The sequence below is a fragment of the Ensifer sp. KUDG1 genome (genome assembly GCF_050434285.1).
GTDB lineage: Bacteria > Pseudomonadota > Alphaproteobacteria > Rhizobiales > Rhizobiaceae > Ensifer.
Genome location: NZ_JBNDIG010000010.1, coordinates 152,502 through 177,020 on the forward strand (window position 1 = coordinate 152,502; position 24,519 = coordinate 177,020).

The following is a 24,519-nucleotide window of genomic DNA, read 5'->3' on the forward strand; positions in this document are numbered from 1 at the left end:
GACGGGTGCTCACTCGGCCGCCCCGCACCGTCCTCAGGCATCGCCGCACTAGAGCGCGTCCACCTGATCAACCCTTCCTCCATTTTCAACGTCATTTTTATCCAGGAGGTCCCGTGATGGAGACCCTGTTCGTTCCCTTGGCTTTGTTTGCGGGTGGCCTGCTCGCCGTTCAAGCGGGCGCTAACGCCCAACTTTCCAAAGCCGTCGGATCGCCCTTTGCGGCGACCACGCTTCAGCTCGCGATTGGCACCGGCCTATTGTTTCTCGTTACCCTCCTGACGGGGACAATCGCTGCCCTTGGCGCAATTCCCGCGGTCAAGTGGTGGCACCTCATCGGCGGCACCGCCTCGGCCGTCTACGTCGTCTCGACCATCGTTCTCTTCCCCCGCCTTGGCGCCGTCGTTTCCGTCGGATTGTTCATCGCCGGACAGATGCTTGCTTCTCTCACGCTCGATAGTTTCGGCTTGCTGGGCGTCCCGCAGGCGGGACTGCGGCTCGGGGCCGCCGTTGGCACGCTCGTCGTGCTCCTCGGGGTTGCCATGGTCGTGTTCGGGCAAGGCGGAAGGGACAATCTTAAAGCCGACCGGCTTGGCTGGATCGCCCTTGCGTTGATGGCCGGCGCCGTGCTCCCGGTCCAGGGTGCCATCAATGCGCTCCTGCGCCATGATCTTGGCGGTGCGCCGTTCGCAGTGGGGGCGATCTCGTTTCTCGTCGCCACGCTCGCCATGGCGGCGGTGATGCTTCTGGTGCTCGCCGGGCAAAAGACATCCCGCCCAGACATCGCCGGCGTGCAGACAATGCCCTGGTGGGGATGGCTCGGCGGCCTTGCCGGAGCGACCTATGTCACCACTGTCTTTACCGCGATCCCGGCGATTGGTGCGGCCGCCGCTGTCGGCCTCACCGTGGCCGGCCAGCAGGTCGCAAGCGTCTTCGTCGATCGCTACGGCTGGTTCCGCCTGCCGCAGCGGTCCGTGTCGGGGCTGCGCCTGGGCGGCGTGGTGCTGCTGTTGGCCGGTGTCGCCATCATCAAACTCGTCTGAAGTCGCAACCGATCGCCATCTGCCGAACGCCGGAGAATTGCCATGTCATCCACATCGCTTGCCTGGATCTATCTCGTTCTCTCCGGGGTTGCAGACGTCGCCTGGGCTGTCAGCACCAAGTTCTCGAACGGCTACAGCCGCCTGTCCTGGACGCTGGTCTCGATCGTCGCGTTGGTGGTCTTTCTCTCCCTGCTTACCCAGGCGCTCAAGACCTTGCCGCTAGGCACAGCTTACGCGGTCTGGACCGGCATCGGCGCCGTCGGATCCGTTCTCTGCGGCGTGCTGCTCTTCGGAGAAACCATCACTCTCTCGCGCGCAACCGCAATGCTGATGATCGCAGGCGGCGTGATCGCCCTGAAGATCGTGCCGGCCTGAATTCCAGGGCAGGGCGACCTTAAAACACAGTCTCTTCAACAGATTGAGCCGTTTTTCTCGACCATGCTGCTGTCACAATCAGCCGGCCGCCGTCGTGTGTGGCGAGGGCAGCATCCCGTAGCGGGAGTTCGCGGTCCCGACGTGACCAAACAGCGTACTGGATGACCCGTTTACAGAAGCGGTCGCGCAAGCATTTCGGCGCCGAGCACGAGCAGGCAGACGAGGAAACCGCGCCGGAATGCGGACGGGCTGACACGGCTGCGAACGAGTTGCCCTGCCCACATGCCGACGAGCGCCGGCGCAATGGCGAGACTGGAGACGAGCAGATTGTCGGCCTCAAAGGCGCCTTGCCAGACGAGCCCGGCGGTGAGGGCGATCGTGGAGACAGTGAATGAGAGGCCAAGCGCCTGCACCAGTTCGTCCCGCTCAAGGCCGAGCGCCTGCAGATAGGGCACCGCCGGGATGACGAAGACGCCGGTTGCGCCCGTTACGATCCCGGTTGCCGCGCCAACGACTGGAGACAGCCACGGCTCCCACTTTGCCGGTACGTGTAGCTGACGCGCAAAGAGTGTGAAGGCCGCGTAGAGAACGAGTGCTGCACCAAGCGCGCCCGTCGTCAGCGCGGTGCTGCCACCGGCAAGCACCGATGAACCACTGAGCGTGCCGACGACGACTGCCAGCATCATCGGCCAAAGCCGGAGCACAAGCGCGCCGAAGCTCGGGCCGGCGAGAAGCTGCCAGACGTTCGTCACGAAGGACGGGGCAATCAACAGGCTGGCGGCGGCAAGGGGTGAGATGAGCGTGCCGAGCACGCCCATCGCCAGGGTCGGCAACCCCATGCCGGTGACACCCTTGAGGATGCCGGCGGCGAAGAAAGTTGCGGCAATCGCAACGGCGAGGGACGGAGCAAGATCGAGCATGCCACCGGCATAGCGCATACCCGCACCGGCACAATGCGGATCATCCGCAATGAGACTTCGGTTGGTCCGAAGGCTGTTTTTCCGATAGTCTCGTTTGCATGCGTTTCGACCTCACCGACCTTCGACTGTTTCTTGCCGTAGTGGATGCCGGCAGCATAACCCATGGCGCAGCGGATGCCGGGCTTTCGTTACCGGCGGCCAGCGAACGCCTGCGTGACATGGAGGCGATCGGCAAGGTCAAGCTGCTCGAACGTGGCCGCCGTGGGGTGCGGCCGACGCCGGCCGGAGAAGCGCTGGCGCATCACGCCCGGCTGATCCTGCGGCAGATGGCGCGGATGCGCGGAGAGCTTGGTGAACACGCCGACGGTCTTCGAGCTACGATCCGGCTTGCGGCGAATACGGCCGCACTCACGGAGTTTCTGCCGCAGCGGCTCGGCGCCTGGATGGCGGCACATCCGCGGATCGACGTCGATCTGAAGGAACGCCAAAGCATCGAGATTGCGAGAGCCGTCGCCTCCGACCTCGTGGAGATCGGCATTCTTTCGGACCATGTCGATACGGGCGGCCTGCAACTGCGCCCCTTCGCCATCGACCGCCTCGTCGTCGTGATCCCGCGCGATCATGCACTGGCCGCAAGCAGGCATGTCGACTTTGCCGACGTTGTCGACCAGCCGTTCGTCGGCCTGACGGATGGCGCATTGCAGGGCCACATCGACGCGCACGCGCGCCGATTGGGTCGGACGCTGAAGATGCGCACGCGCCTGCGCAGCTTCGACGGCCTGTGTCACATGGTTTCGGCGGGTGTCGGCCTTGCCATCATGCCGGAGACGGCGGCGCGCCGCGGCGGCAGATCCGCCAAGACTGCGTTCGTGCGCCTTGCCGATGACTGGGCGACGCGGCGGCTGTCAGTGTGCGTGCGGGCGGAAGAAGAACTGAGCCCGCCGGCACGAGACCTGCTCGCACATCTGGGTTCGCGCGGTTCGCGTTGATCTTGGAACGTGCGCCGGCTTTTAATCGCAAAAATTGCTTTTCCTTTGGAACTCTTCGCGCCTTTGGCGGTTGGGCTCCCATAGGGATGTCGTTCGGCCCGATCCTTGCAGGGCCTATTGCGTGAGAAGGAGAGGGAGCATGATGCTTTTCCGAAGAGGACAGGAAACGCCCCGGAAGGCTCGGAAGTCCACCTTCTCTCAGACGGACCGCCCGCTCGTTTCCAAGAGCGAGACACCATGCCGGACCTTTTCTGAAGGCCGCGAGGTATCGTCATGATCGGCAAATCGATGCCGGCCTATGTGATCGATCTCGCCTTTGTGGAGCGGATGCTGGAGATGGCGGAGCGGCGTATCGCCGAGCCCGCGTCGAGCCAATCGCTCCACCAAGAGATCGCCGACGAACTTGAGCGGACCGGAGGAGATCCGAAGATGGCGCGCATCCTGCTCGTCACCTTCACCAATTCGTACGCCGCGCACGTCACCAGCGGCGACCGACTGCGAAAGCTGAGAATTGAAGCGGAATGGGGTTCTTTCTTGCGTCGAAGGTGGCTTTGAGGCTCGCTTCCAGGGCGCTCAAGGGACAGGCACCGGCCCGAAGCTCGGTAGCCGAAGCTAGCAGAGCAACAGGAATACCGGCATCAGGGCGACCAGGTAAGCGAGACCGTCGGCGGTCAGGCGATCGCGAAGGTTCGGCGCAGCGAAGCAGTTGCCCGATAGGCGTCCATTATTGTTCATTTTTTTGTTCTTCCTTGGTTGTTGTTGTCGAGCCCGCCGGGAGGAGGGGCCGGGCCCGTCGCATATGGGAGACAGGTCGGTCGGGATCAATGAAGGGCGCCAGGCAAAGCAGTCCTCCACGCGAAATTCCGACGTCGACCGGTTGTCGATCTTCCCACGCGGTGCTTGAGGAGCCGGGTGTTAGCAGGGTTTGAACCCGATGCAATGCGTTGCCGGTCACGTCCTTGCACGTTTGCGTGAGCCGCCGCCGCCGAGCCGTCCGAACCGCGCATCCGAACGCCAACTCGCAAGCGGGCGCTCAGCCGCCCGCTTCGCCGCTCGTTGCGGCTTGAGATTTGAAGTCCGGGGAATGCGGTGCAATAGTCCGCGCGTTCACCGAGGGGAAATGCCTTATGGATCGACTGGAACCACGCATCCGTCGCGCGACGGCGGCGGATGTCGAGGCTCTTGGTTATGTCGGACCAGCGGCCTATGCCGCAGAATATGCGTATCTCTGGGACGACAGCGCTGCCCTGGCGCGTCAACTGGCGACGTTCAGTTCAGACGCATTCTCGAAGCTGCTCGAACGTCCGGAGGCGCGCGTCTGGGTGGCGCAGGTGGATGAGGCAATTGTCGGCTTTCTCACGATGATCATTGGGGCCGTCGACCCGATCCGGTCAAAGCCCGGCGGCACTGAGATCCCACGAATTTATCTCCTGCCGGCCGCCAAGGGGCAGGCCACTGGCCGTAAACTCGTGGAATATGCCATCACCCAGGCGAAGCAGGAAGGCAGCCGTTATGTCTGGCTGGACGTGATGGCGTCGGCAGAACAGGCACGACGTGCGTATCTCAAATGGGGTTTTGTCGAACTGGGCGCGACGCGTTTCGCTAAACCCGCGAAAGCAGACCTTGCCGAGATGATCGTCTTGGCCAAGCAACTCGATTGAACGCCGGGCGAGGCGCGACCAGCGTCTGTCCGTCGCACCATTCGTGAGGGCGGATTGTCTCAAGGCTCGGCGCGACGCGACTGGCGGCCTCGTCGTGGCATCCCCTCAGCCGCTGAACTCCGCCATCGCCCGCTCATGCGCTTGTTCGCACCCCAAGTCCTCTTGCGCTCGCCGATAGGCCACGGAAATGGCCGCGAACTTGATCGCCTGCCAGCGAACATAGTCATTGAGCAGGGTTTCGGAGACGAACAGGTCGCCTCGATTGCCGGGAAGGCTCCAGACGAGGAGCCCGTGCGATTTGGCCCGGGCAAATACCCGCAATACGTGGCCACGCGACAGGGTGTGCCTGTTCGAGACCTCGCCTGCGGCGAGCGCTCCGAGGCAAACCGGCCGATCAAACACCTCAAGGCCGGCCGGGACCCGGCCGATGAGTTCGTGCAGGATATTGCTTCCCGTTTCCGTTCGCACGAACAGATCCACGCTCGCCGGCGGCTGCGCCCAGCCCGGATCGAATGCGAGGGATCGAACGGCCAGCGGGTGGATCCGTCCAAGCAGGCGCTGGTCGCCCTCGAACCTGGACGCGCGATCACCGCCATCGAGCCGATCAAGCGCGACCAGATGGCTCGCCAGCCATTGGCCGATCATGCTTTCGCCGTAGGCGCTCAACCGCAATGGCCTTATGCGTTTGTCCCTGCTTTCCTGCGGGACAAGCAAGCCATAGGCTACCATTTCCGCCAGATGGGCCGTAAGCGTGTTCTTGCTGAAGGGGAGCTGTGGCGCGAAGAACTCGATGAGCGCCCCCGCCGTTAGTGGCGAACGCGTTTCATCGCGCTTGCGTTCAAAATGCAGCGCGATGATCGCCTGCGTGATCAGCCACTTCTGCATGCTGGCGACATAGCGCACCACCCTCGGAGCGACATCGTGCATGGCGAGCAGCTCTTTTGCCGCATCGCGCAGGACGGCCAAGAAAGCCGACCCTTCAAGTGGCGCTATGGGACTGAAAGCGTCTTGCGATCCTAAAGGCATGATTGTGTCTGTCGCACCACGGCTGATGGCATCCCCGGCATTACTACCCATCCACTGTTGCATCACCATGTCACGCCGTCACCTGTGTGACTCAATTTTGGGTGCACTCACCCACAACCTGCTTCTTTAGTTGATCCTGTTCCGCCGCTCTCGCTATGAGTGGCCAGCTTCTGGGGGAAACACCATGAAATCAATTCTTTGTCGTCTACGCGCAGGTTGAACCAACAGCTTGCCGAGGCCGCCCGTCGCTGCGGCCGAAGCTTGATGTAACCGGCCGACCGAACGGTCCATCCCGGGTCCATGCACGTCTCACAAGGCGCGCCATGGCCACGGCTTTCTGCGCCGTTCTTTTGACCATGCAACAAAGCCCCTTAGGCAAAATCGAATGCTCAAGAGCCTGCCCCTCGACCACGTGTATTCTTCTTTCGCGTTGCCAAAGATGGTGCTGGGACCGTCGCAACAGTGCATGGGCATGCCGCGAGCGTTGCGGATGTTGCTTCGTTCGATACGCGCCGGTTCATGTGGGATACGAAGCTGCAGCGGCAGTGGCAGTGGCTTGCGGCCCAGCATCGGGGCGGATCTGGATCTGGCCTACCGTCTCGACAACGGCCTGATGTTGACCCCACGCTTTGGTGGCATAGCCGTGTTTGCCGCACTCGACAACAACGGTGCGGCAGGAACGGTCAGCGCCGGTCTGAACCGCTCCAACGACCTCCACTGGGATTTCGATTCTTCATTGCTGTACGGAATCGAGAGCGCAGGCGAGCAGACGATCGGCGCAAAGGCAGGTGCTCATGCGCGCTTCTGATTTTGATGCTCGATGGCCTCAGCCCCTCGCGGCTCTTCCAGTCGAAATACGGCAGATGCCGTATTTTATTGTTCAGGCGGACATGGGAAGCCTGCGGCCTGCGAAGAGCGCGTTCCCAGAAACTCACTATCCGCCCGAATGTTCGAAAAGACCGGCGCACGCCCGGGCAGCGCCCAAGCGGGCTTCAGGGCCCGATTGTTACTTACGAAGTAACGCCGAGAATTTCCAAACAGGGACATGAGAATAGAGATCGCCATGGAACAGTTGATCGATAGGAGGGAATTCTCCGTTGGCTGGATGACGGCCGATGTCCTGTTTCGAAATCCTGAGTTCCCGGCCGTCGATCGGCAGCTTGCCGCTCATCTCATCGAGATTCATCGGCAGACGCCGCGCCTGGCCCGTCTCCAGGCTTCGCATCGCAAGTGGTTCATGACCCAGTCCATGTACGCGCTTTGCATGCAACGGGCGACAGGCCGCGACGTCGTCGGGCTGCATGCGAGCCGTTTCATCGAAACCGTAACTTCCATCGGCGTCGCCAGCCGCAACACGGCCGATGCCTTTCTCAAGGAACTGCTGGCCTACAAGATGCTGCAGGAGATCCCCTCGCGTCATGACAAGCGGATCCGCAACCTTGACACGACGCCCGCCAGCGACGCGGCGATGCAGGGCTGGTTCATGGGACACATGAACGGATTGGACCGTCTGGACGGCGGTGGGCGTGTCGCGGCCTGCACAAAGGACCCACTGGTATTCCGCTTGGCTCAGCCGCGCGCGGCGGCGGCACTGATTGCCAACCCCGTGTGGCGTCATCCGCCCGACAGTATTGGACATTTTCTGTCGTCGGAGTTCGGCGGCATGATCATCCACGAATTCATCTTCGAGATCGCGGATTTTACGGCTGTGGGGAACAAGGTGACCGTCGGCCCCGTCAACGTCCATTCGCTCGCGGTGCAGTACGGAATTTCCGCCACCAACATCAAGCGAATGTTCAAGCGGGCGCAGCAGCAGGAGTGTCTGGGCTGGGAAGGTTCCCGCGGGCGGAAGGTCCTCTGGCTCTCCCGGCAGTTTCTCGACGACTATCTCTGGTGGCAGGCCCAGAAATTCGCAGCACTCGACGAGGCCTTTTATGCCGCCGTGGCGATGGTTCGGCGCGGCGAGAAAAATGTTCCCAGATTTGGCCCTTGAACATCGAGGGCGCATCTTCGTATGCCCGCTAGGGTTCTTTCAATCGTATGGGAGCCGCGTCGCGGAGTTGGATCGATGGGTTCGGTGGATGAAGGGCTTTTCCGCAAGGAAGCGCTGGAAAGGAACTTCTCGCCCGAGCGGTTGGAAGAGGCGGTGCGCATCAACACCGCGGCGAGCCGTGTCGGGCTTCTCGCCATGCTCTTGCTTTGCCTGCTGTTTGCGGCCTGGAGTTTTGTTGGCCGTATAGCGACCCGGGTCGAGGGCGAGGGCGTTCTGCTTCCGGCGCCGGGCAAGGCCTTGCTGGAAATGCAGCTCTATCTGCCGCCAGCGAGCGGCAAACGGGTGCGACCGGGCATGCCCGTCAACATCGAGATCGCCGGCCTGCCGCGCGAGCGTTGGGGAACGCTTGCTGGCAGGGTCGTGTCGATCTCGGATTTACCAGTGAGCCACGAGAGCATGCTCGCCACGTTGGGCGACGATGGCCTGGCGTCACGCTTTTCGGGAAAGACCATGCCCTTCGTTGCGGTCGTCGAGCTTGCAACCGATCCGCAACGACCCGGCGCTTATGTCTGGCTTGGCGGCGAAGGCGCACAGGCACAGCTGGGGCGGGGCGCGGTCGGCACGGGCAAGGTAACGATCGAGGAACGGGCGCCTGTCGATTTCCTGTTGCCTTTCCTGCGTACCCGACCGGGGGCCTGACATGCGCCGTTTATTGCCGGTTCTGCGGCGATCGGTTCCAATTATCCTGCAGATCGAGCATACCGAATGCGGCGTCGCGTGCCTTGCAATGGTGCTCGCCTGGCACGGTCGCCATGTCGGCCTCGACGAATTGCGCATACGCGCCGGCGTTTCCCGCGATGGCACCAAGGCGAGCAACTTGCTGCGCGCCGCCCGCTGGGCAGGCCTTGAGGCGCGCGGCCTTCGTCAAGAGCCTGAGGAATTGCGCAATATCGAAGGCCCCGCCATCCTCCACTGGCAGTTCAAACACTTCGTCGTTCTGGAGCGCGTTTCTGGCGGCTTTGCGACCATTGTCGATCCGGCCGACGGCCGCCGGGAGGTGTCGATGCAGGAGCTCGCGGGGAGCTTCACCGGCGTCGTTCTGACTTTTCGAAAAGGCGAAGCGTTTCGACCAAGCGGCAAGAGACTATCTTCGCTCTCTTCGCTCGGCGAACGGTTGGCTGGCCCCGGGACGCGCTCGGCACTTAGCGCCGTTCTTGCCGCTTCGCTCATCCTCGTCGTGCCAGGCATGGTGCTGCCGGTCCTTTCCCGCAGCTTCATCGACGATATTCTCGTCGATGGGCAGAAGCATTGGCTTGTACCGTTCTGCCTCTTGCTTTTCGGAGTCATCCTATTTCAGGCGGCGGTAACGATGTTCCAGCAACTGCTGCTGGTGAAGCTGGAAACGCGGCTCGCCTTCGTGCCGACGGCACGGCAGCTCCGGCATATGCTGCGGCTGCCCGTCGCGTTTTACACGCAGCGCGATGCCGGCGAACTCGCCAGCCGGCTCGATGCCAATGAACGGCTCGCGAACCTTCTCTCCGGCGAACTCGCAACGCACGTCTTCAACCTCGCGAGCATCCTGACCTATGCCGCGGTGATGCTGGTGTTCGATCCCATCCTCGCAGTGCTGCTCGTCGGCTTGCAGGGCCTATATGTGCTGCTGCTGCGTGAGGCAATCCACCGTCAGCAGATAAACGTCCGCCAGCAAGTCGCCGCGGCGGGCAAGCTCGTGGCCGCCACCATCGGCCCCATCCGCAGTCTCGAGACGGTGAAGGCCTCGGGTCTCGAAAACGAGGCGTTCCGGCGCTGGGCCGGCCATCAGGCACGGCTTCTCGGGTTGCGCAGCGACGAGGCCCATATCGACGTTCTCCTGGCCGCCGCCCCGGCGCTGATTCAGGCGCTGGTCGGGGCGATCGTTCTCGGAGTGGGTGGGCTGCGCGTCGTGGATGGAGCAATGACGCTCGGTACGCTGATCGCCTTCCAGGCCCTGGCCATCAGTTTTTCCGCACCGATCGGCGGTCTGCTCGCCCTCACGGGCCAAATCCAGCAGGTCCAGGCCGACCTGGAGCGGGCCGACGACGTCATGCGTGCGCCCCTCCTTACGCCGCCGGCCGGCGGCGACCTGCCGAAGGACGGTGTGCTTGAGGCAAGGGATCTCAGCTTCGGTTACAGTCCACTCGATCCGCCATTGATCGAAGGGTTTTCGCTGGTTCTCAGACCAGCGGCCAGAATTGCGATCGTCGGCGGCTCGGGCAGCGGAAAAAGCACGGTGGGTCGTCTGCTCGCCGGACTGCTTGAACCGGCCGGCGGGACGCTCAAGCTGGGTGGTATCGACCTCATTGCCGTCGCCACGAACCAGCGGGCTGCGTTATGTGGCTATGTCGATCAGGACATCTTTCTTTTCGAAGGAACGGTGCACGACAATCTGACGCTCTGGGATAGGGGCGTGTCGGAAAATACGATCACGCGGGCGCTGGCCGACGCGGCTATGCTTGACGATGTATTGGCCCGCGACGGGGCGCTCGTCGCGCCGATCGACGAGAACGGCGGCAACTTCAGCGGCGGGCAGCGCCAGCGCCTCGAAATCGCCCGGGCGCTTGCCGCCAACCCACAGGTCCTCATTCTCGACGAGGCGACCTCGGCGCTGGATACGGCAACCGAGAGGAAGATCGTCGAGAGCCTGCGGCAAAGAGGATGCGCCTGCATCATCATCGCCCATCGCATCGCCACCGTCCGTGATTGCGACGAGATCATCGTGATGCGGGCCGGGCGGATTGTCGAGCGCGGCAGCAACGCCGAACTGCTTGCGCTCCAAGGCGAGTATTTCAGACTGGTGCAGGAGGCAGCGCCATGACGGGACCTCTCCAGCCGATTGCGTATGACGACGAGCGCAGCCATTCGGGCCTCATGCAGGTTTTCAGCGAATTTCCCGGCAACGAGGGCAGCGGCGCCCCTGGCGCGGGAACACCGCTGGTCGAAGCGATAGCCATGGCCCTGCAGGCAGCCGGGCATCTCCTGTCTGCAGAAGCGTTGTGCGATCTCAAGGCGAAAGCCGCAGAGGATGACGCTCCAGCCTTGCTGACCCGCGCCGGCGTCGCCTTCCGCCCGGTAGAACTTGCGGCGGACTGGTGGCGTCATGATGGCTTGCCCATGCTCGCGGAACTGGAGGACCGTACGCCTGTGGCGTTGGTTCCGGGCGCGCAGGGCGGCTGGCGCATTGTCATGCGCGGTAGATCCATACGGGCCACGGCGCGTGCCGCCGCGCAAGTGCGCTCAGCGGCGATCCAGATCTATCCGCTCTTGCCCCGCGCCCCGGTAACGCTTGGCGGCCTGTTTCGCTTCGGTCTTCGCGGGGCGGGCATGGACGTCGCGCGCATGGCTATCACGGCCGTTCTCGCCAGCCTCTCGGCGGTCGCGTTGCCCATGGCGGCCATTCTGGTGGTGGAGCATGTGATCCCCTCCGGCGATCGGGCTGCTCTCCTGCAAATCCTTATCGGCCTCGTCGCGATCGCCTTCGGACAGACGGCATTCGATCTGGTGCGCGCCTTTGCGATGGCGCGAATAGAAACACGCTTGGACGCGACCTTGCAGGCCGCGGTCTTCCACCGCCTGCTGCGCCTTCCCGCGCATTTCTTCAAGGGATTTACGACCGGCGATCTGGCCGAACGCGTTCTCAGCCTGCAGGAAGCGCGGCAGACGATGACGGGGAGCATGCTCTCCGGTCTCTTCGGCATACTTGGCATTCTGACCAGTGCCGCCGTCTTGTTCCTGACCGAGTGGCGGCTCGCCTTGGTTGGTGTTTCGGCCGCCGCGCTGCTTGCGCTCGCTTCGGCCGTTGTCTCCTGGCGTCAACTTCTCGAGGAGCGCCGTCAGATTGAGGCCCGCGGGGAAGTGCAGGGCTTCGTGCTGCAACTGCTGTTCGGCATCGTCAGGCTGCGGGGGGCCAATGCCGAGGAGCGTGCGCTGACGCGCTGGGGCTCAAAGAGCGCCCGGCAGCGCCAGGCTTTCATGCAAGCGAGGCTTTACCGCGCGTGGCAGAGCGTGCTGCAGGTTTCGATGCCCTGGCTCTGCCTGTTGTTGATCTACGCATCGGTGGCGTGGCTGGCTAATCTCGATGAAACGCAGCCGCTTCATGCGCTCGCCGCTCCGATCGACGGTGACAACAGTGGAACCTTGAGCATTGCCGTCTTCGCAGCTTTTGCGACGGCCTTCGGCCAGTTGACAGCTGCCTTGCGTGCGTCGATCGGGGCCGTCTCAGGGCTGGTGGCGGTTGTCCCGCTCGTGCAGCGCACCCGCCCGGTGCTGGAGGCTCAACCCGAGCAGGAAACGCTCCGTAACGCTCCGCTTAATCCGGACCTCCATGGAAATGTCGTCTTCCGCAATGTTCACTTCCGCTACTTCGCGAACGGTCCGCCAGTCCTGGAGGACGTCAGCTTCGAGGTCACCGCCGGGGAATTCGTCGCGATCGTTGGACCATCCGGCAGCGGCAAGTCTACACTACTGCGACTGATGCTAGGGTTCGAAACGCTGGAAAGCGGTGAAATCCTCTTCGACGGCATACCAGTGCACGCATTGGAGCCCAGCTCCATCCGCCGCCACATGGGTGTGGTGCTGCAGAACGGCATGCTTTTTGCTGGTTCGATCTACGACAATATCGCCGGCGCTTCGGGCTGTGCATCGGAGGCGGTTCTCGAAGCCTCGATCCTTGCCGGCCTGGAACAAGACATCGCGGCCATGCCGATGGGGCTGCACACCATCCTGGCAGATGGTGGCAACACCCTGTCGGGTGGACAGCGCCAGCGCATTCTGGTGGCCCGCGCGCTCATCGGTCGGCCCAAAATTCTCCTACTCGACGAGGCGACCAGCGCGCTCGATAACCGCACCCAGGCAGCGCTGTCGGAGAGGCTGGCCGAGCTAAACACCACACGGATCGTCATTGCCCATCGTCTATCGACGATCCGCAAGGCCGATCGCATCATCGTGCTCGATCGGGGTAGGCTCGTTCAGGTGGGTACCTTCGACGCGCTAGCACGCGCTGGCGGCTGCTTTGCAAGGCTTGCAGCCGAGGACATGCTGGGCGGCCGGTGAAAGTCCAAATCTGGGAGTTTCACCGAAAATTCTTGAAACGGGGCCGGGAGGATTTTACCTCATCTGCCTAGAGGAAAAGCAAAATATGCAGGGTCTGGAACCCGTTTGACGGCGATCACCGGCGAGAATGAATCTCGCGTGATCGGCGGAGGGAAAACTGTGCGCTTTTTCTCCGGCCTTTGCGCCTCACGACAATGCGCCGTTCGACCCTTGCGGCGATCGGCATACAACCAACTGCCCTGCAGGACAGGGCTGAAAGGAAAACAGATGAGCGACAACAAGAAGGACCACGTGGTCAAGACAACCGTCAACGAAGAGCTGCCAGATGCTGCACTTGACATGGTTTCAGGGGGCTATCCGGCACGTCCGAGCCTGAAGCCGTCGGGCAAGGGGGCGGGCTTCGGCCGCTGATCGACCGCCCGGCCTTTCCTTAAGGCCGCAGGGCGAAACGGCCGGTATCCGCAACAGAAATGCGGATACCGGTTTTGAGAGAGATGGTATCTGCAATGTTTGCCGAGAAGAACCGGTCGTTCACGATCGAAAGACGAGACGCGATCGCAGGTGGCGAGGCCGAGCGGATGACCTTTCCCGCTTATCGGCGGCTGCTATCCAGCGCACCGGGCCACGACATCTTCGTCGCGACGCAAGGGGCCGAGCTATGTGGGTTGGCGCTTTGGCGCCAGAGTGAGGACGGCGGCCAACGGCTTTTGTCGCTCTTCACGGCGCATGATTGGCGCGGAGAGGGCGTGGCACGCAGCCTGCTCGCCCATGCGCAGGAAACCTACCGGCTTGCCGGGATTGGCGGACTGACGACCTTCTGGTCCGATACGCTGCCTGGCGCCGAGCCGTTCTCGCGACTCATCCAATCGCTTGGCTGGAGCGCGCCCGCGCTCGATTGTGTCCGCGTTTCAGCCAATGCCGCGCAGACAAAAGTCTGGTCCGATAGCCGCCGAATGGAGCGCATGACCACCCGCCCGGGTATGGTATTCCGCGCGTTCGACGCCGTCGGCGCCGCCGAGCGGGCGCAGATCCAAAGTGGCCTTGAAGCTGAAGGCGTTCCCGTTCAATGGCGCCCTTTCGAACCTTATGATGACATCAACCAGCAGCTGTCGCTGCTGATGTACCGCAATGCCAACCTTGACGGCTGGATCGTGGTGCAGGACAGCGGTCCGAGCGAAGTTTGGTTGTGCAGCCTTTACAACAGAGGGCTTTCAACCAGCGCCGGTGCTTTGATGCCGCTGCTCGTGGAAGTCTGTGCCAGGCACCACGCCACCTTCGGACCGACCGGGCGGTGGCGCTACAATACCGGGCCAGAGCATCCGGGGATGGCCGCATTCCTTTCGCGCTATGCCAGCGAATTCGCTGATTTCTACGATCGGCACCTTTACTCCACCTTTGCCGCGACCGGCGGGCGCAGCGCTACGATCTGATCGGCCAGCGCCAAAATGTCCTGCCTGTGCGAGGCGATGACGACGGCGATGGCCGTCGTGCGGGCGTTGGCAAGGATTTGAGCGGCGTGCTCGCGGTCGAGGCTGGAGAGCGTTTCATCCAGGAACAGGATTTTCGGCTGGGCGGCGAAGCATCGGGCGATGGCGATCCGTGCGCCAAATGCGCGTGGCACAGCGCCTTCAATCATCAATGTCATGTAACCCATCGGCAGCGTCATGATCTCGTCGTGCACACAGGCAGCTCGCGCGGCCGCCTCGATCGTCTCCGGCGATACGTTGGCAAGTCCTGCGCCGATGACGGCGGAGATCGTCCCCGGCTCATCGCCCTCGTCCTGCATCACGCAGGCAACGGACATTCGCCATGCTTGCAGGCGACCGTGCTCGAGAGGCTCACCATTCACCAGCAACCGACCCGCTTGAGGCGTTTCAAGCCCCATCAGCAGATGCATGAGGCTGGATTTGCCGATGCCGGACGGACCCGCCAATGCCAGAACCTTACCCGGAGCCAAGGTAAACGACACGGGATGAAACAGAAGCGCACCCGTTCCGTAGCCGTGGCTGATTGCTGACGACTCTAAGTTCATGAAAGACAGGAGCTCGCCGTCGCTTGGGCCGCTTTCCGGGCGGAAAACCGTGGCCTTTGTCATTCTCAGGCGACCTGCGGCACGTCCGATGGATATCGTGGCCGTGCTGAGTGCCAGAGCGAAAAGGGCAGGAACGGAGGCACTACCCGCCGGCGCTAGAGTGTAGGCCGCAAGCGGCGGCAGCGTCAGGCCGGCAAGATCGATGATGCGTGCCGTGTCGTCGAACTGCGATTGGCGATTCAAGCGCCGTATCTGATCAGAAACGAAGTTCCGCGCGATCTCCAGGCGGCTCTCCAACGCGCCGTATCCGATGGCCCATGGCATATATTTGAGCTGACCGGCCCGTCGCGACGCCGCCTCAGATCGTTCCCGCAACCGTCCGCCCTGCGCCCGTCCCAGCCCCTCGCAGATCGTGGCAGCGATGGCGAGCGCCATTGCAATACCCAGAGTTGCGGCAGCGCCGGGCAACCCCATCGTCAGGAAGAGAGCAAGCAGGGCAACAAATACCACGGGGACGCGGGCGGCGATCTCCATGCGCGCCGCGAAACAGATCAACGCGCCACCATTGTGACGGCCCTCCCGCCGGTCTGAATGGGCGCGCCGCTTACCGGAAGAGGTGAGCAACCTGTCCCAGGAGCGATGGCGGATGGCCATGCGCGCGTCCCGCAGTCCCCGCAATGCCGCGATCTGGCCTGCATGGGCCAGAAGCAGAAGTCCGACGGCAAGGAGCACGGCAGCGATCGGACCGGCCCGTTTCGCGGTATCCGCCGTCTGCCAGACCCACAGCGCACAGCCGGGTGCAAGCCAGCCCGCATGCATGAACGCGACTGACGCCGGCGGGCGAAGCCGGGGAGCTTGCCCCTTCTCAGCGAAGGCATAGAGAGTCCGGTCTTTGCGCGTCGTCGCCGCCAATTGGCGATAGGCAGTTGTGCCCGGTTGAACGATGCGCTCATCCGCGACCGTCTCGCCGGTCAAAACCGGGCCGATATCCTCGCCGCGCCAATGATCCGCCAGCGGACGGATGCGCCTTCGCCAATAGCGCCCGCTCATGGTGGGACCATCTCGGAGCCAAGATAGAGACGATGACTGGTCAGGTCTGCCGGCAGGGGACGCAGCGACGAGACGAGCAGTGTCAGTCCGGACCGACGCAGGCGCATAAGGATGCGCTCGGCCAGTTCTGGCTCAACGGAATCCAGCAGGCCGTCGATGACGAGAAGCGCCGGGCGGGCAAGCAGGGCGCGGGCGAGGCGCAGCCGCGCTTTCTGGCCGCCGCTCAGTTGCGGCGCGCCGGCCGAGAGATAGAGATCAAGTCCGCCGCGCGGCGAAAGCGTTGCGGTCAATTCCACGAGGTCGAGCACGCGGTCCTTGTCTGCGTCGCTGCCGGCCGAAAGGAAGCCCCGTACACTGCCGCGCGGCATCGGCTCGTCACCGTCGAGAAGGATGACGCCGGGGCGTGGGCCCGAGCATCGTTCACCAAACACAAGGACCTGGCCCTCGGATGGCGCAAACAGTCCGGCACTCAGGCGGCAGAACACACTATGACCGCTGCCTGACGGCCCCTCCACAGCGAGCATGTCGCCGACGGGTACTCGCAAATTAACGGGTCCGAATACGGTCTCCGCCCGTTGAAAAGGTGCCCACGAAACGTCGAGATACTCCAGGGCGATGGGCCGTTCTGGACCGTGAACGGACGATGGTGCAACGGGGGTAGCAGGTGGTCGTGGGACAGCGGGTTCAGGCGGAGGTACGTCCGCAAGGCGGGCATGTGCGGCTTCTGTTACATGCCCGCTCGCCAGGCTTTCAATGAGACGCATACTCAGGAAGGCTGTCATAAGCCCGCACCAAAACAGTGCGATGAGCCCTTCACCGTTGCCGTAGGTGACGGGAACGAGACTGGCCACGACGACTGCGAAGAAAAGGACACTACGGCGCTGACTCTCTTGAACTGCCGTGACGAGACGCTTGTCGCCTGCCGCTGCCAACCCTGACAGGCGGATGAACATCGTTTGCGGGCCGGTCCCAAGGCGCCAGCGCGCACGGGGCTCGAACAGCATCGCCGGCAGCGGTCCGGGCTCGGCTTCCAGGTCGCTTCTTGCGCCTGGCGATCTTTCACGCAGGGTGGATGCGTTGAAGAACAGCAGCACGGTGGTGAACAAGACGACGCTTTGGGCAAGGCCGGCCAGACCGGCGACGAACGGCGGCACAAGCATGCTCGCGACCAGAGCCGGCAGAAAAATTGCGCTGCGCTGCGGACGTGGATCTGCGACCGTAGCGATTGCCGAAAGCATCGCATCTAGCCTGTAGCGCCCCGAAAGAAGCATGTCCGCCGCGGGCCAGCGCTGCACCTGCTGCTCCAACCTCACGGCCTCCGCCTCTGCCCGGCTTCGCGCGGCAAGGCGCGTTCGGCGCATCGCAAGGGCGTCGCCCGCAAGCAGAAGCAGGATCGCGAGGAACGCGAAACCGACCTCCCCGGCGGCGAGAAAATGGGAGGTGGCGACGACACCAGCGGCAATCAGCATCGCGGGAAGGCTGCAAGCCGCACGAAGGGTCTCCCTCGACGGCCACGCCGAGCGTCTTACGCCGGAAGCCGGTTCCGCCGGTGCGAGCGTGAGAACGATGCCCGTGAACTGGCGCGAAAACTCACGCATCTCTACATGGACGATGCCTTCCGCCGGATCGTTGAGCCGCACTCCGGACGCAGAGACCGCTTCGAGCACGGCAAAATGGAGGAAACGCAGGTGCACAAGGACCGGAAGTGATAACGAGGAGAGACCGTCTAGATCGATCCGGCGTGCGTTCGCGCAAAAACCCTCTTCCCGCGCCGTTTCGCGCAGTTGTCGCAGCGTCGAACCGGCCAGCGGCGAACAGATGCGCCGCCGAAGCGTATCGAGTGGGATATCCCGGCCGTGATGCGCCATGAGTATCGCAAGGGCAACCACGCCGCATTCGGCCGCCATGCCCTGCAAACGCAGCGGAGTGGCGATGCGTCTCATCCGGAGCATGCTGATGTGGCGCACGCACCACCTTTGAAGATACCGCCAGATTTGGTTGAAACCCATGCTTGACTCTTTTTGCCGGCGGGCGCATCGGCGAATTGCAATTCCACGGTGTGGATAGACACAGTAACGTGGGAGCGATCAACTCATTTAAGGTCCAATTTTGTGGGCAATGACGCACATAGCTCTGGCGCTGCGGAACTCTACCGTAAGGAAGCGCTGGACCGCCTGGCAGAAGGCGAACTGTTGGACGAGGCCGTTGCCGTACGCGGTAGTCTTTGGGCGCCGTTTTGTGTCGGCCTGACCTTCATTTTCACGAGCCTCATGCTCTGGATGTGAGATGCCGACCCGCGAGCTCAAAGGTCGTAAGAGATCAGGCGATGGGTGAGGCGGCGATCGCAGGCGCCCATTGGCCGTGGGGCCAAACTGCCATGCGATCGCCGTTGTTTTTCAGGCGCGCTGTTCGAGCGGTACTGCCTCGTTGCCTTGGCGATTTTCGCGTCGGATCGCCAGTTTCCGCACCAGGACGTAGAACACCGGTGTCAGCACGAGGCCGAACACAGTGACGCCGAGCATGCCGGCGAAGACGGCGATGCCCATGACATGACGCATCTCAGCGCCGGCGCCCTTTGCAATCACCAGCGGAACGACGCCGGCGATGAAGGCGAGCGACGTCATCAGGATCGGTCTCAGCCGAAGACGGGCCGCCTCGAGCACGGCGGACAGAGGATCGGCGCCTTCGTCCTCCTTCGCTCGCGCGAACTCGACGATCAGGATCGCATTCTTGGCCGCGAGCCCCACGAGAACGACAAAGCCGATCTGCGTGAAGATGTTGTTGTCGCCGCCGGTAAGCCAGACGCCTGCGATCGCGGAAAGCAGCGCCATCGGTGCAATCAGCAACACGGCGAATGGCAACGACCAGCTGTTGTACTGGGCAGCGAGAATGAGAAACGCCAGCAGGACCGACAGGGGGAAGATATACATCGCCGTGTTTCCGGCCTGCTTTTCCTGATAGGCGAGCTCCGTCCATTCAAAGGTCATGCCGGGTGGCAACGTCTCCGCGGCGATCCGTTCTATGGCTGCGGTCGCCTGTCCGAAGGAGTAACCGGGCGCTGGTCCGCCGCTGATATCGGCCGACGGGAAGCTGTTGTAATGCATGACGCGATCCGGCCCCGAACTGTGCTTGACCGTGAGCAGCGCCGACAGCGGGATCATTGCACCCGCCGCGTTGCGCACCTTCAATCGGCCAATATCTTCCGGCTGCATTCGGAATGGCGCGTCCGCCTGAACCACCACGCGATAAGTCCGGCCGAAACGGTTGAAATCGTTGGCGTAGAGCGAACCGAGATTGACCTGCAGCGTTTCGAAGATGGTGTTGAGCGGCACCCCTTGAGACTTGGCTTTCACCCGATCGATGTCCACCTGCACCTGTGGCGCGTTGACCTGAAAGCTTGCGAGCATGCCGGCAAGCTCCGGTGTCCGCATCGCCTTGTCCACGATCGCGCCCTGCGCTTCGGCAAGCGCCTCGAAGCCGAGGCCCGCTCGGTCCTCGACCTGGATCTTGAAGCCGCCGGTCGTGCCGAGACCCGGAACGGGTGGCGGCGGGAAGATGCCGGCAAAACCGTCCGGTATCTGGCTGAACTTGCCCATCAGGCGACCGGCGATCGCGAATGCGGACAGGGAGGGATCCTTGCGTTCGTCGAACGGCTTCAGCATCGTGAACATGACGGCGGCATTGGGGATATTGACCATGCCGTTGACCGAGAGCCCCGGGAAGGCGACGACGCTTTCCACGCCTGGTTCGGCGAGTGCGATCTCCGACATCTTTTTGACGACCGCCTCGGTTCGATCTAGCGATGCGCCTGTCGGCAATTGGGCGATGCCGACGAGGTAGTACTTGTCCTGCGCCGGTACAAAACCGGCCGGCACGGTCTGGAAGCCCAGCCATGTCAAGGCGACCAGGCCGGCGTAGACGAGAAGGACGAGCGCGCTGAACCTGACGGCACGGCGGACGGACCAGACATAGGCATCCGAAGCGCGTTCGAAAAACCGGTTGAAGAGCCGGAAGAACCAGCCGAACAGGCCGTCGATCACCCGGGTCAAGAGATCGCGCTTCACCTGGCCGTGGTGCGGCTTCAGAAGCACGCCCGCCAGTGCCGGGGAAAGCGTGAGGGAGTTGACTGCGGACAGGATCGTCGAGATGGCGATTGTAAGGGCGAACTGGCGATAGAACTCGCCTTGCAGGCCGGACAGGAAGGCGGACGGAATGAATACGGCCGAGAGCACGGAGGTGATGGCTATGATCGGCCCGGTCACCTCGTCCATCGCCTTGCGCGCCGCTTCCTTCGGCGTTTCGCCCAGCGCGATGTGACGCTCGACGTTTTCGACGACGACGATGGCGTCATCGACCACGATCCCGATCGAAAGCACCAGGCCGAACAGCGACAACGTGTTGAGCGAAAAGCCGAACATGTACATCAGCGCGAAGGTGCCGACCAACGAGATCGGCACGGCAACCAGCGGGATGATCGACGCCCGCCAGGTCTGAAGAAAGAGCACGACCACGATGACGACCAGAACGATCGCTTCGAGCAGGGTCATCACCACGGCCTCCAGCGAGGCCTTCACGAAGACGGTGGGGTCGTAGGCGATGCGATACTCGATGCCCTCCGGAAAACCTTTCTGCAGGTCTTCCATGGTGGCGCGAATGGCGCTTGCCACGTCGAGTGCGTTGGCGCCGGGGCTCTGGATGATCTGCAGCGCAAGCGCCGGCTTGCCGTCAAGAAGACTGCGCAGCGCGTAGGAGTTCGCGCCCAGTTCGATACGGGCAATGTCGCGCAGCCGGGTGACCTGGCCATCGGCGCCGGTCTTGACGACGATCGCGCCGAACTGCTCCTCGTTGGATAGCCTGCCGAGCGTGTTGACGGTGACCTGCAGCGCTGCCGACGCATCCGGTTGCTGGCCGACGGAGCCGGCGGCCACCTGAGCGTTCTGTTCCTGGATTGCCGCGACCACATCGGAAGCGGTCAATCCGCGCGCTGCTACCTTGGCCGGGTCGAGCCAGACCCGCATGGAGTATTCGCCGGCGCCCCAGACAAGCACATCCCCCACCCCAGACAGGCGCGCGAGCTGGTCGCGGACCTGCAGCGTAGCAAAGTTCGACAGATAGAGCGGATCGTAGCGGTCGTCGGGGGAGACGAGATGCACGACCATCAGGATGTCCGGCGAGGTCTTCTGCGTCACGACGCCGATGCGCTGAACTTCCTGTGGCAGGCGCGGAAGCGCGCGCGAGACGCGGTTTTGAACCTGAATCTGCGCCATATCGGGGTCGGTGCCCTGCTGAAAGGTCACCGTCAGCGTCATGCGTCCGTCGGTTGCGGCCTGCGAGCTCATGTAGAGCATGTTCTCGACGCCGTTGATCACCTGCTCCAGCGGGGCGGCAACCGTTTCGGCGATCACTTCGGGGCTGGCGCCCGGATAGCTTGCGGTGACCTGCACGGTCGGCGGCGTCACCTGGGGATATTCGCTGAGCGGCAGCTTCAGGAGGGTCAGGCCACCGCCGATCAACATCAACACCGAAAGGACGACCGCGAAGATGGGGCGGTCGACGAAGAAGCGTGGAATGTTCATCGACGCGCCTCCTGCGAAGCGGCCGCTGCCACATCACCTTCGGGCGCCTCGCCCGACACCATCGAAACCGCCTGCGGGTCCACCTCCATGCCAGGGCGGACGAGCCCCTTGATAATGATCTTGTCACCCGGCTTGAGACCGCTTGAGACCACACGCAGGCCGTCGATCATCGGCCCAAGCTCAATCGGTCGATATTCGGCCTTGTTCCCCGGCCCGAGCGCCAGCACGTAGCGGCGCCCCTGATCGGTACCGATCGCCTGATCGTGGATGAGAACTGTGCGGGCAGGCTCCGCGGTTACGAGGTTCACCCGTGCAAAAAGACCGGGCGCGAGCAGCCCATCCGGGTTCGCGACGATCGCGCGGGCCCGGATCGTGCCGGTGCTGCGTTCGACCTGATTGCTGATGAAATCGAGAACGCCGGCATGGGGGAAACCGGGATCCGTCATGACGCCAATGCCGACAGGCAGCTTCTCGGTGGCGCCTTCTCCCTTGTCAGGTCGCGCTCGCCCGACAAAGTCGAGAAACGTCGCCTCGTCTATGTCGAAGTAGACATAGAGCGGGTCCGTCGAAACGATGGTGGTCAGCAGCGTGGCGGCGCCGGCATTGCCGCCTGAAACCAGGTTGCCTTCGGTCACCCGCACGCGATCGACCCGCCCGCCGATCGGAGCCACGACGCGGGTGAAGGAGAGATTAAGCTCGGCCGCAGCCACTGCCGCCTTGGCAATTTCGACCTCGGCCTGACGTTGGCGCTGGACGGCTTCGGCATCGTCATAGGTCTTGCGCGACACGGTTCCGTTCGGAACCAGGGTTTTGGCGCGCTGGAACGCAATGTCGGCGTGATCGAGCAGAACGATCGCCTGTTTCAACCGCGCCGTGGCGGCGTCCAGGGTAACCTGGAACGGTCGCGGATCTATCTGGAACAGGACCTGTCCTGCTTTCACGAGCGCGCCTTCGGGAACACTGACGCTGTCGACGGCGCCGCCGACGCGCGGACGCAATTCAACGGATTTTGCCGCCTCGAAATGGCCTGTGAATTCCACCGCCGGCGCGACCTCACGCGTGACGACCTCGGCGACCGGGACCTTGGGCATGGGCGCACCCGCGGTTCCGGTCGCCGCGACTGCCTCGGACGCGCTGGTCGGGGAGGCAAGCGCAAGAAGGCGTTTGGCGAAGGTTCCCGCTCCATCGTCATTGACAAGGGCAAGCCCTCCAACGGCTGCGATACCGGCTAGAAACAGGGCGGCGGCCTTTTTACTCATTCTCGTTCACCTTCATTTGTTCACGCGCCCGGCCGGAGTGGCCACGGCAGCGATCAGTTCTTCGCGAAGGTGCGGTTTCCAACGATGGAAAGGTCAAGACCTCCAGTAATTTCTTTCGCTCTTCCTGATGCGAATGATCAGGATCTGCCGGAAAGAGATTGGAAAATCTGGATTTTCGTCTTGTTTGTTCTCCGGCTCCGGCACTCCGGTGGGGGAGCCGCCGCCTACGATTGAGCCGTGCTCTCCGCTGGGGCGCCACACGACTCTCATTGGTGCCGTCGCGCCGAAAGTCCCGCCAGGCGTTCGGTCTAGGTTCGCCGTCGCATTCTGAGCCTACGGCATCCGAACCCAAAAGCGTCGGCCGTCATCCGACACCCCTTGACCTTGCCAGCGCTGTAAGCCGCAGCCTGCGGGCATTTCCGCTTGCCGCCGTCAGAAGCCGGCCGGTGAGCGGATTCGAACTCTCGTGAGGAAACATTTGATATGACCGTCAAACGCATAGACATACGATCGGCGCGGACAAACCTCGAGGTGCATGCCGACCAGACCATTCTCGACGCCGCGCTCGCGGCCAAGCTTGCTTACCCCCATGGCTGCAGGTCCGGGCGGTGCGGCGCCTGCAAGTCTCGGCTGATCGAAGGCGAGGTGGAGCTGCTCCAGCATTCGCCCTTCGCCCTCACCGATGAGGAGAAAGCCGACGGCCTTATCCTCGCCTGTCGGGCGCTTCCCGTAACGGACACTGCCGTGGCATGGCTTGGAAACGGCGAAGAAGATGCGCCTCAGTCGCCCCAACGGCTAAACGGCATCGTGACGCATCTGGAGGACCTCACGCACGACATCAAGCTGGTGCGCATCGATGCCGAGGGTGGGGCAAGTTCGCGGTTCGTCGCGGGGCAATATGCCGATGTCCGCTTCGAAGGGGTCCCGGCCCGCAGCTATTCCATTGCCAATCGACACGGCGATGGCGGTGTGGAGTTCCACATTCGTCATGTCGTCGGCGGCGCGACCTCGCAACATGTGCACGGCGCTCTGAAGGCAGGCGACAGGGTGGCGCTGGAATACCCGATGGGATCTTCGTATCTGCGGGAGAACCATTCCGGCCCGATCCTGTGCATCGCCGGCGGCTCCGGTCTCGCACCGATCAAGTCGATCGTCGAAACGGCCCTCGCTCACGGAATGAAACAGCCGATCCATCTCTATTTCGGCGCACGCAGCGAGCGCGATCTCTATCTCGTCGATCATTTCCGTGCGCTCGCCGAGTGGCACGCCAATCTCGTCTTCCAGGCCGTATTGTCGGAAGCGGATTCGGCAGGATACCGCCGTGGATACGTGACAAAGGCCGTGGCCGAGGATCTGTCTGACCTCGACGGATGGAAAGCCTATGTCGCCGGCCCGCCGCCGATGGTGGACGCGGCAATGGAGGTCGCCTTTGCGCGCGGCCTGAACCGCTCGGACATGCATGCCGACGTGTTTTTCACGCCCGAGCCGGCGGAATAGCCGCTGTCGGGCG

20 protein-coding genes are annotated in these 24,519 nt (G+C 63.1%); 13 read left to right on the forward strand and 7 right to left on the reverse strand.

Going from position 1 to position 24,519, the window contains the following annotated elements; all coding sequences use genetic code 11:
• The first annotated feature begins 116 nt into the window (after nucleotides 1-116).
• Together M2267_RS23335 and M2267_RS23340 are read left to right on the forward strand one after the other, a co-directional pair.
• Nucleotides 117-1,040: a DMT family transporter gene (locus tag M2267_RS23335; RefSeq protein WP_429117532.1), complete on the forward strand. Its 924-nt coding sequence runs from the start codon at nucleotides 117-119 to the stop codon at nucleotides 1,038-1,040.
• 42 nt (nucleotides 1,041-1,082) lie between these two features.
• A complete protein-coding gene (locus tag M2267_RS23340) occupies nucleotides 1,083-1,415 on the forward strand; it encodes a DMT family transporter (RefSeq protein WP_429117534.1) in 333 nt (110 codons plus the stop codon).
• Nucleotides 1,416-1,585: 170 nt separating this feature from the next.
• Here the strand turns inward: M2267_RS23340 and M2267_RS23345 are convergent, their stop codons facing one another.
• Nucleotides 1,586-2,353 carry a sulfite exporter TauE/SafE family protein gene (locus M2267_RS23345; RefSeq protein WP_429117535.1) on the reverse strand — a complete coding sequence of 256 codons (768 nt, stop codon included), beginning with the start codon at nucleotides 2,351-2,353 and terminating at the stop codon, nucleotides 1,586-1,588.
• Between the two features lie 80 nt (nucleotides 2,354-2,433).
• On the opposite strand from M2267_RS23345, the gene M2267_RS23350 reads away from it, so the two are divergent.
• A complete protein-coding gene (locus M2267_RS23350) occupies nucleotides 2,434-3,324 on the forward strand; it encodes a LysR family transcriptional regulator (RefSeq protein ID WP_429117536.1) in 891 nt (296 codons plus the stop codon).
• 273 nt (nucleotides 3,325-3,597) lie between these two features.
• A complete protein-coding gene (locus M2267_RS23355) occupies nucleotides 3,598-3,879 on the forward strand; it encodes a hypothetical protein (protein ID WP_043616973.1) in 282 nt (93 codons plus the stop codon).
• Between the two features lie 57 nt (nucleotides 3,880-3,936).
• Here the strand turns inward: M2267_RS23355 and M2267_RS23360 are convergent, their stop codons facing one another.
• Nucleotides 3,937-4,059: a hypothetical protein gene (locus M2267_RS23360; RefSeq protein WP_429117539.1), complete on the reverse strand. Its 123-nt coding sequence runs from the start codon at nucleotides 4,057-4,059 to the stop codon at nucleotides 3,937-3,939.
• 392 nt (nucleotides 4,060-4,451) lie between these two features.
• Here M2267_RS23360 and M2267_RS23365 point away from each other — a divergent pair, with 392 nt between their 5' ends.
• Complete coding sequence (locus tag M2267_RS23365; RefSeq protein ID WP_429117540.1) at nucleotides 4,452-4,985, forward strand: N-acetyltransferase family protein; 534 nt, start codon at nucleotides 4,452-4,454, stop codon at nucleotides 4,983-4,985.
• A gap of 105 nt (nucleotides 4,986-5,090) precedes the next feature.
• Here M2267_RS23365 and M2267_RS23370 read toward each other — a convergent pair whose 3' ends face one another.
• Entirely contained in the window at nucleotides 5,091-5,951 is an 861-nt protein-coding gene (locus M2267_RS23370) for a hypothetical protein (protein WP_429117542.1), read from the reverse strand.
• Between the two features lie 445 nt (nucleotides 5,952-6,396).
• Between M2267_RS23370 and M2267_RS23375 the strand changes: the two genes are divergently transcribed.
• From M2267_RS23375 to M2267_RS23405, 7 genes are all read left to right on the forward strand, one after another.
• Nucleotides 6,397-6,819 (forward strand): hypothetical protein, encoded by a 423-nt coding sequence (locus M2267_RS23375; RefSeq protein ID WP_429117544.1) that lies wholly within the window; start codon nucleotides 6,397-6,399, stop codon nucleotides 6,817-6,819.
• A 255-nt stretch (nucleotides 6,820-7,074) separates the two neighbouring features.
• Nucleotides 7,075-8,004: a hypothetical protein gene (locus M2267_RS23380; protein ID WP_429117545.1), complete on the forward strand. Its 930-nt coding sequence runs from the start codon at nucleotides 7,075-7,077 to the stop codon at nucleotides 8,002-8,004.
• Nucleotides 8,005-8,079: 75 nt separating this feature from the next.
• Complete coding sequence (locus M2267_RS23385; protein ID WP_429117548.1) at nucleotides 8,080-8,703, forward strand: hypothetical protein; 624 nt, start codon at nucleotides 8,080-8,082, stop codon at nucleotides 8,701-8,703.
• A 1-nt stretch (nucleotide 8,704) separates the two neighbouring features.
• Nucleotides 8,705-10,858 (forward strand): cysteine peptidase family C39 domain-containing protein, encoded by a 2,154-nt coding sequence (locus tag M2267_RS23390; RefSeq protein ID WP_429117551.1) that lies wholly within the window; start codon nucleotides 8,705-8,707, stop codon nucleotides 10,856-10,858.
• Nucleotides 10,855-13,092, forward strand: a complete 2,238-nt coding sequence (locus M2267_RS23395) for an ATP-binding cassette domain-containing protein (protein ID WP_429117554.1) — start codon at nucleotides 10,855-10,857, stop codon at nucleotides 13,090-13,092. Before M2267_RS23390 ends, M2267_RS23395 begins: the two co-directional genes overlap by 4 nt.
• Before the next feature lie 267 nt (nucleotides 13,093-13,359).
• On the forward strand, nucleotides 13,360-13,503 hold the full coding sequence (locus tag M2267_RS23400) for a hypothetical protein (RefSeq protein WP_429117556.1): 144 nt from the start codon (nucleotides 13,360-13,362) through the stop codon (nucleotides 13,501-13,503).
• A gap of 95 nt (nucleotides 13,504-13,598) precedes the next feature.
• Nucleotides 13,599-14,522 carry a GNAT family N-acetyltransferase gene (locus M2267_RS23405; RefSeq protein ID WP_429117559.1) on the forward strand — a complete coding sequence of 308 codons (924 nt, stop codon included), beginning with the start codon at nucleotides 13,599-13,601 and terminating at the stop codon, nucleotides 14,520-14,522.
• Here M2267_RS23405 and M2267_RS23410 read toward each other — a convergent pair.
• The 4 genes from M2267_RS23410 to M2267_RS23425 form a co-directional block, all read right to left on the reverse strand.
• Nucleotides 14,477-16,174, reverse strand: coding sequence for an ATP-binding cassette domain-containing protein (locus tag M2267_RS23410; protein WP_429117561.1), 1,698 nt, complete (start codon nucleotides 16,172-16,174; stop codon nucleotides 14,477-14,479). The two genes, M2267_RS23405 and M2267_RS23410, sit on opposite strands and share 46 nt — an antisense overlap.
• Nucleotides 16,171-18,183, reverse strand: a complete 2,013-nt coding sequence (locus M2267_RS23415) for a cysteine peptidase family C39 domain-containing protein (RefSeq protein WP_429117564.1) — start codon at nucleotides 18,181-18,183, stop codon at nucleotides 16,171-16,173. The genes M2267_RS23410 and M2267_RS23415 overlap by 4 nt, the downstream gene beginning before the upstream one ends.
• 387 nt (nucleotides 18,184-18,570) lie before the next feature.
• Nucleotides 18,571-21,750, reverse strand: a complete 3,180-nt coding sequence (locus M2267_RS23420; protein ID WP_429117567.1) for an efflux RND transporter permease subunit — start codon at nucleotides 21,748-21,750, stop codon at nucleotides 18,571-18,573.
• The gene (locus M2267_RS23425; protein ID WP_429117569.1) at nucleotides 21,747-23,009 is read right to left on the reverse strand and encodes an efflux RND transporter periplasmic adaptor subunit; all 1,263 of its coding nucleotides are present in this window, start codon (nucleotides 23,007-23,009) and stop codon (nucleotides 21,747-21,749) included. The genes M2267_RS23420 and M2267_RS23425 overlap by 4 nt, the downstream gene beginning before the upstream one ends.
• 483 nt (nucleotides 23,010-23,492) lie before the next feature.
• Here M2267_RS23425 and M2267_RS23430 point away from each other — a divergent pair, with 483 nt between their 5' ends.
• Nucleotides 23,493-24,506 carry a 2Fe-2S iron-sulfur cluster-binding protein gene (locus tag M2267_RS23430; protein ID WP_429117570.1) on the forward strand — a complete coding sequence of 338 codons (1,014 nt, stop codon included), beginning with the start codon at nucleotides 23,493-23,495 and terminating at the stop codon, nucleotides 24,504-24,506.
• Nucleotides 24,507-24,519 lie beyond the last annotated feature (13 nt).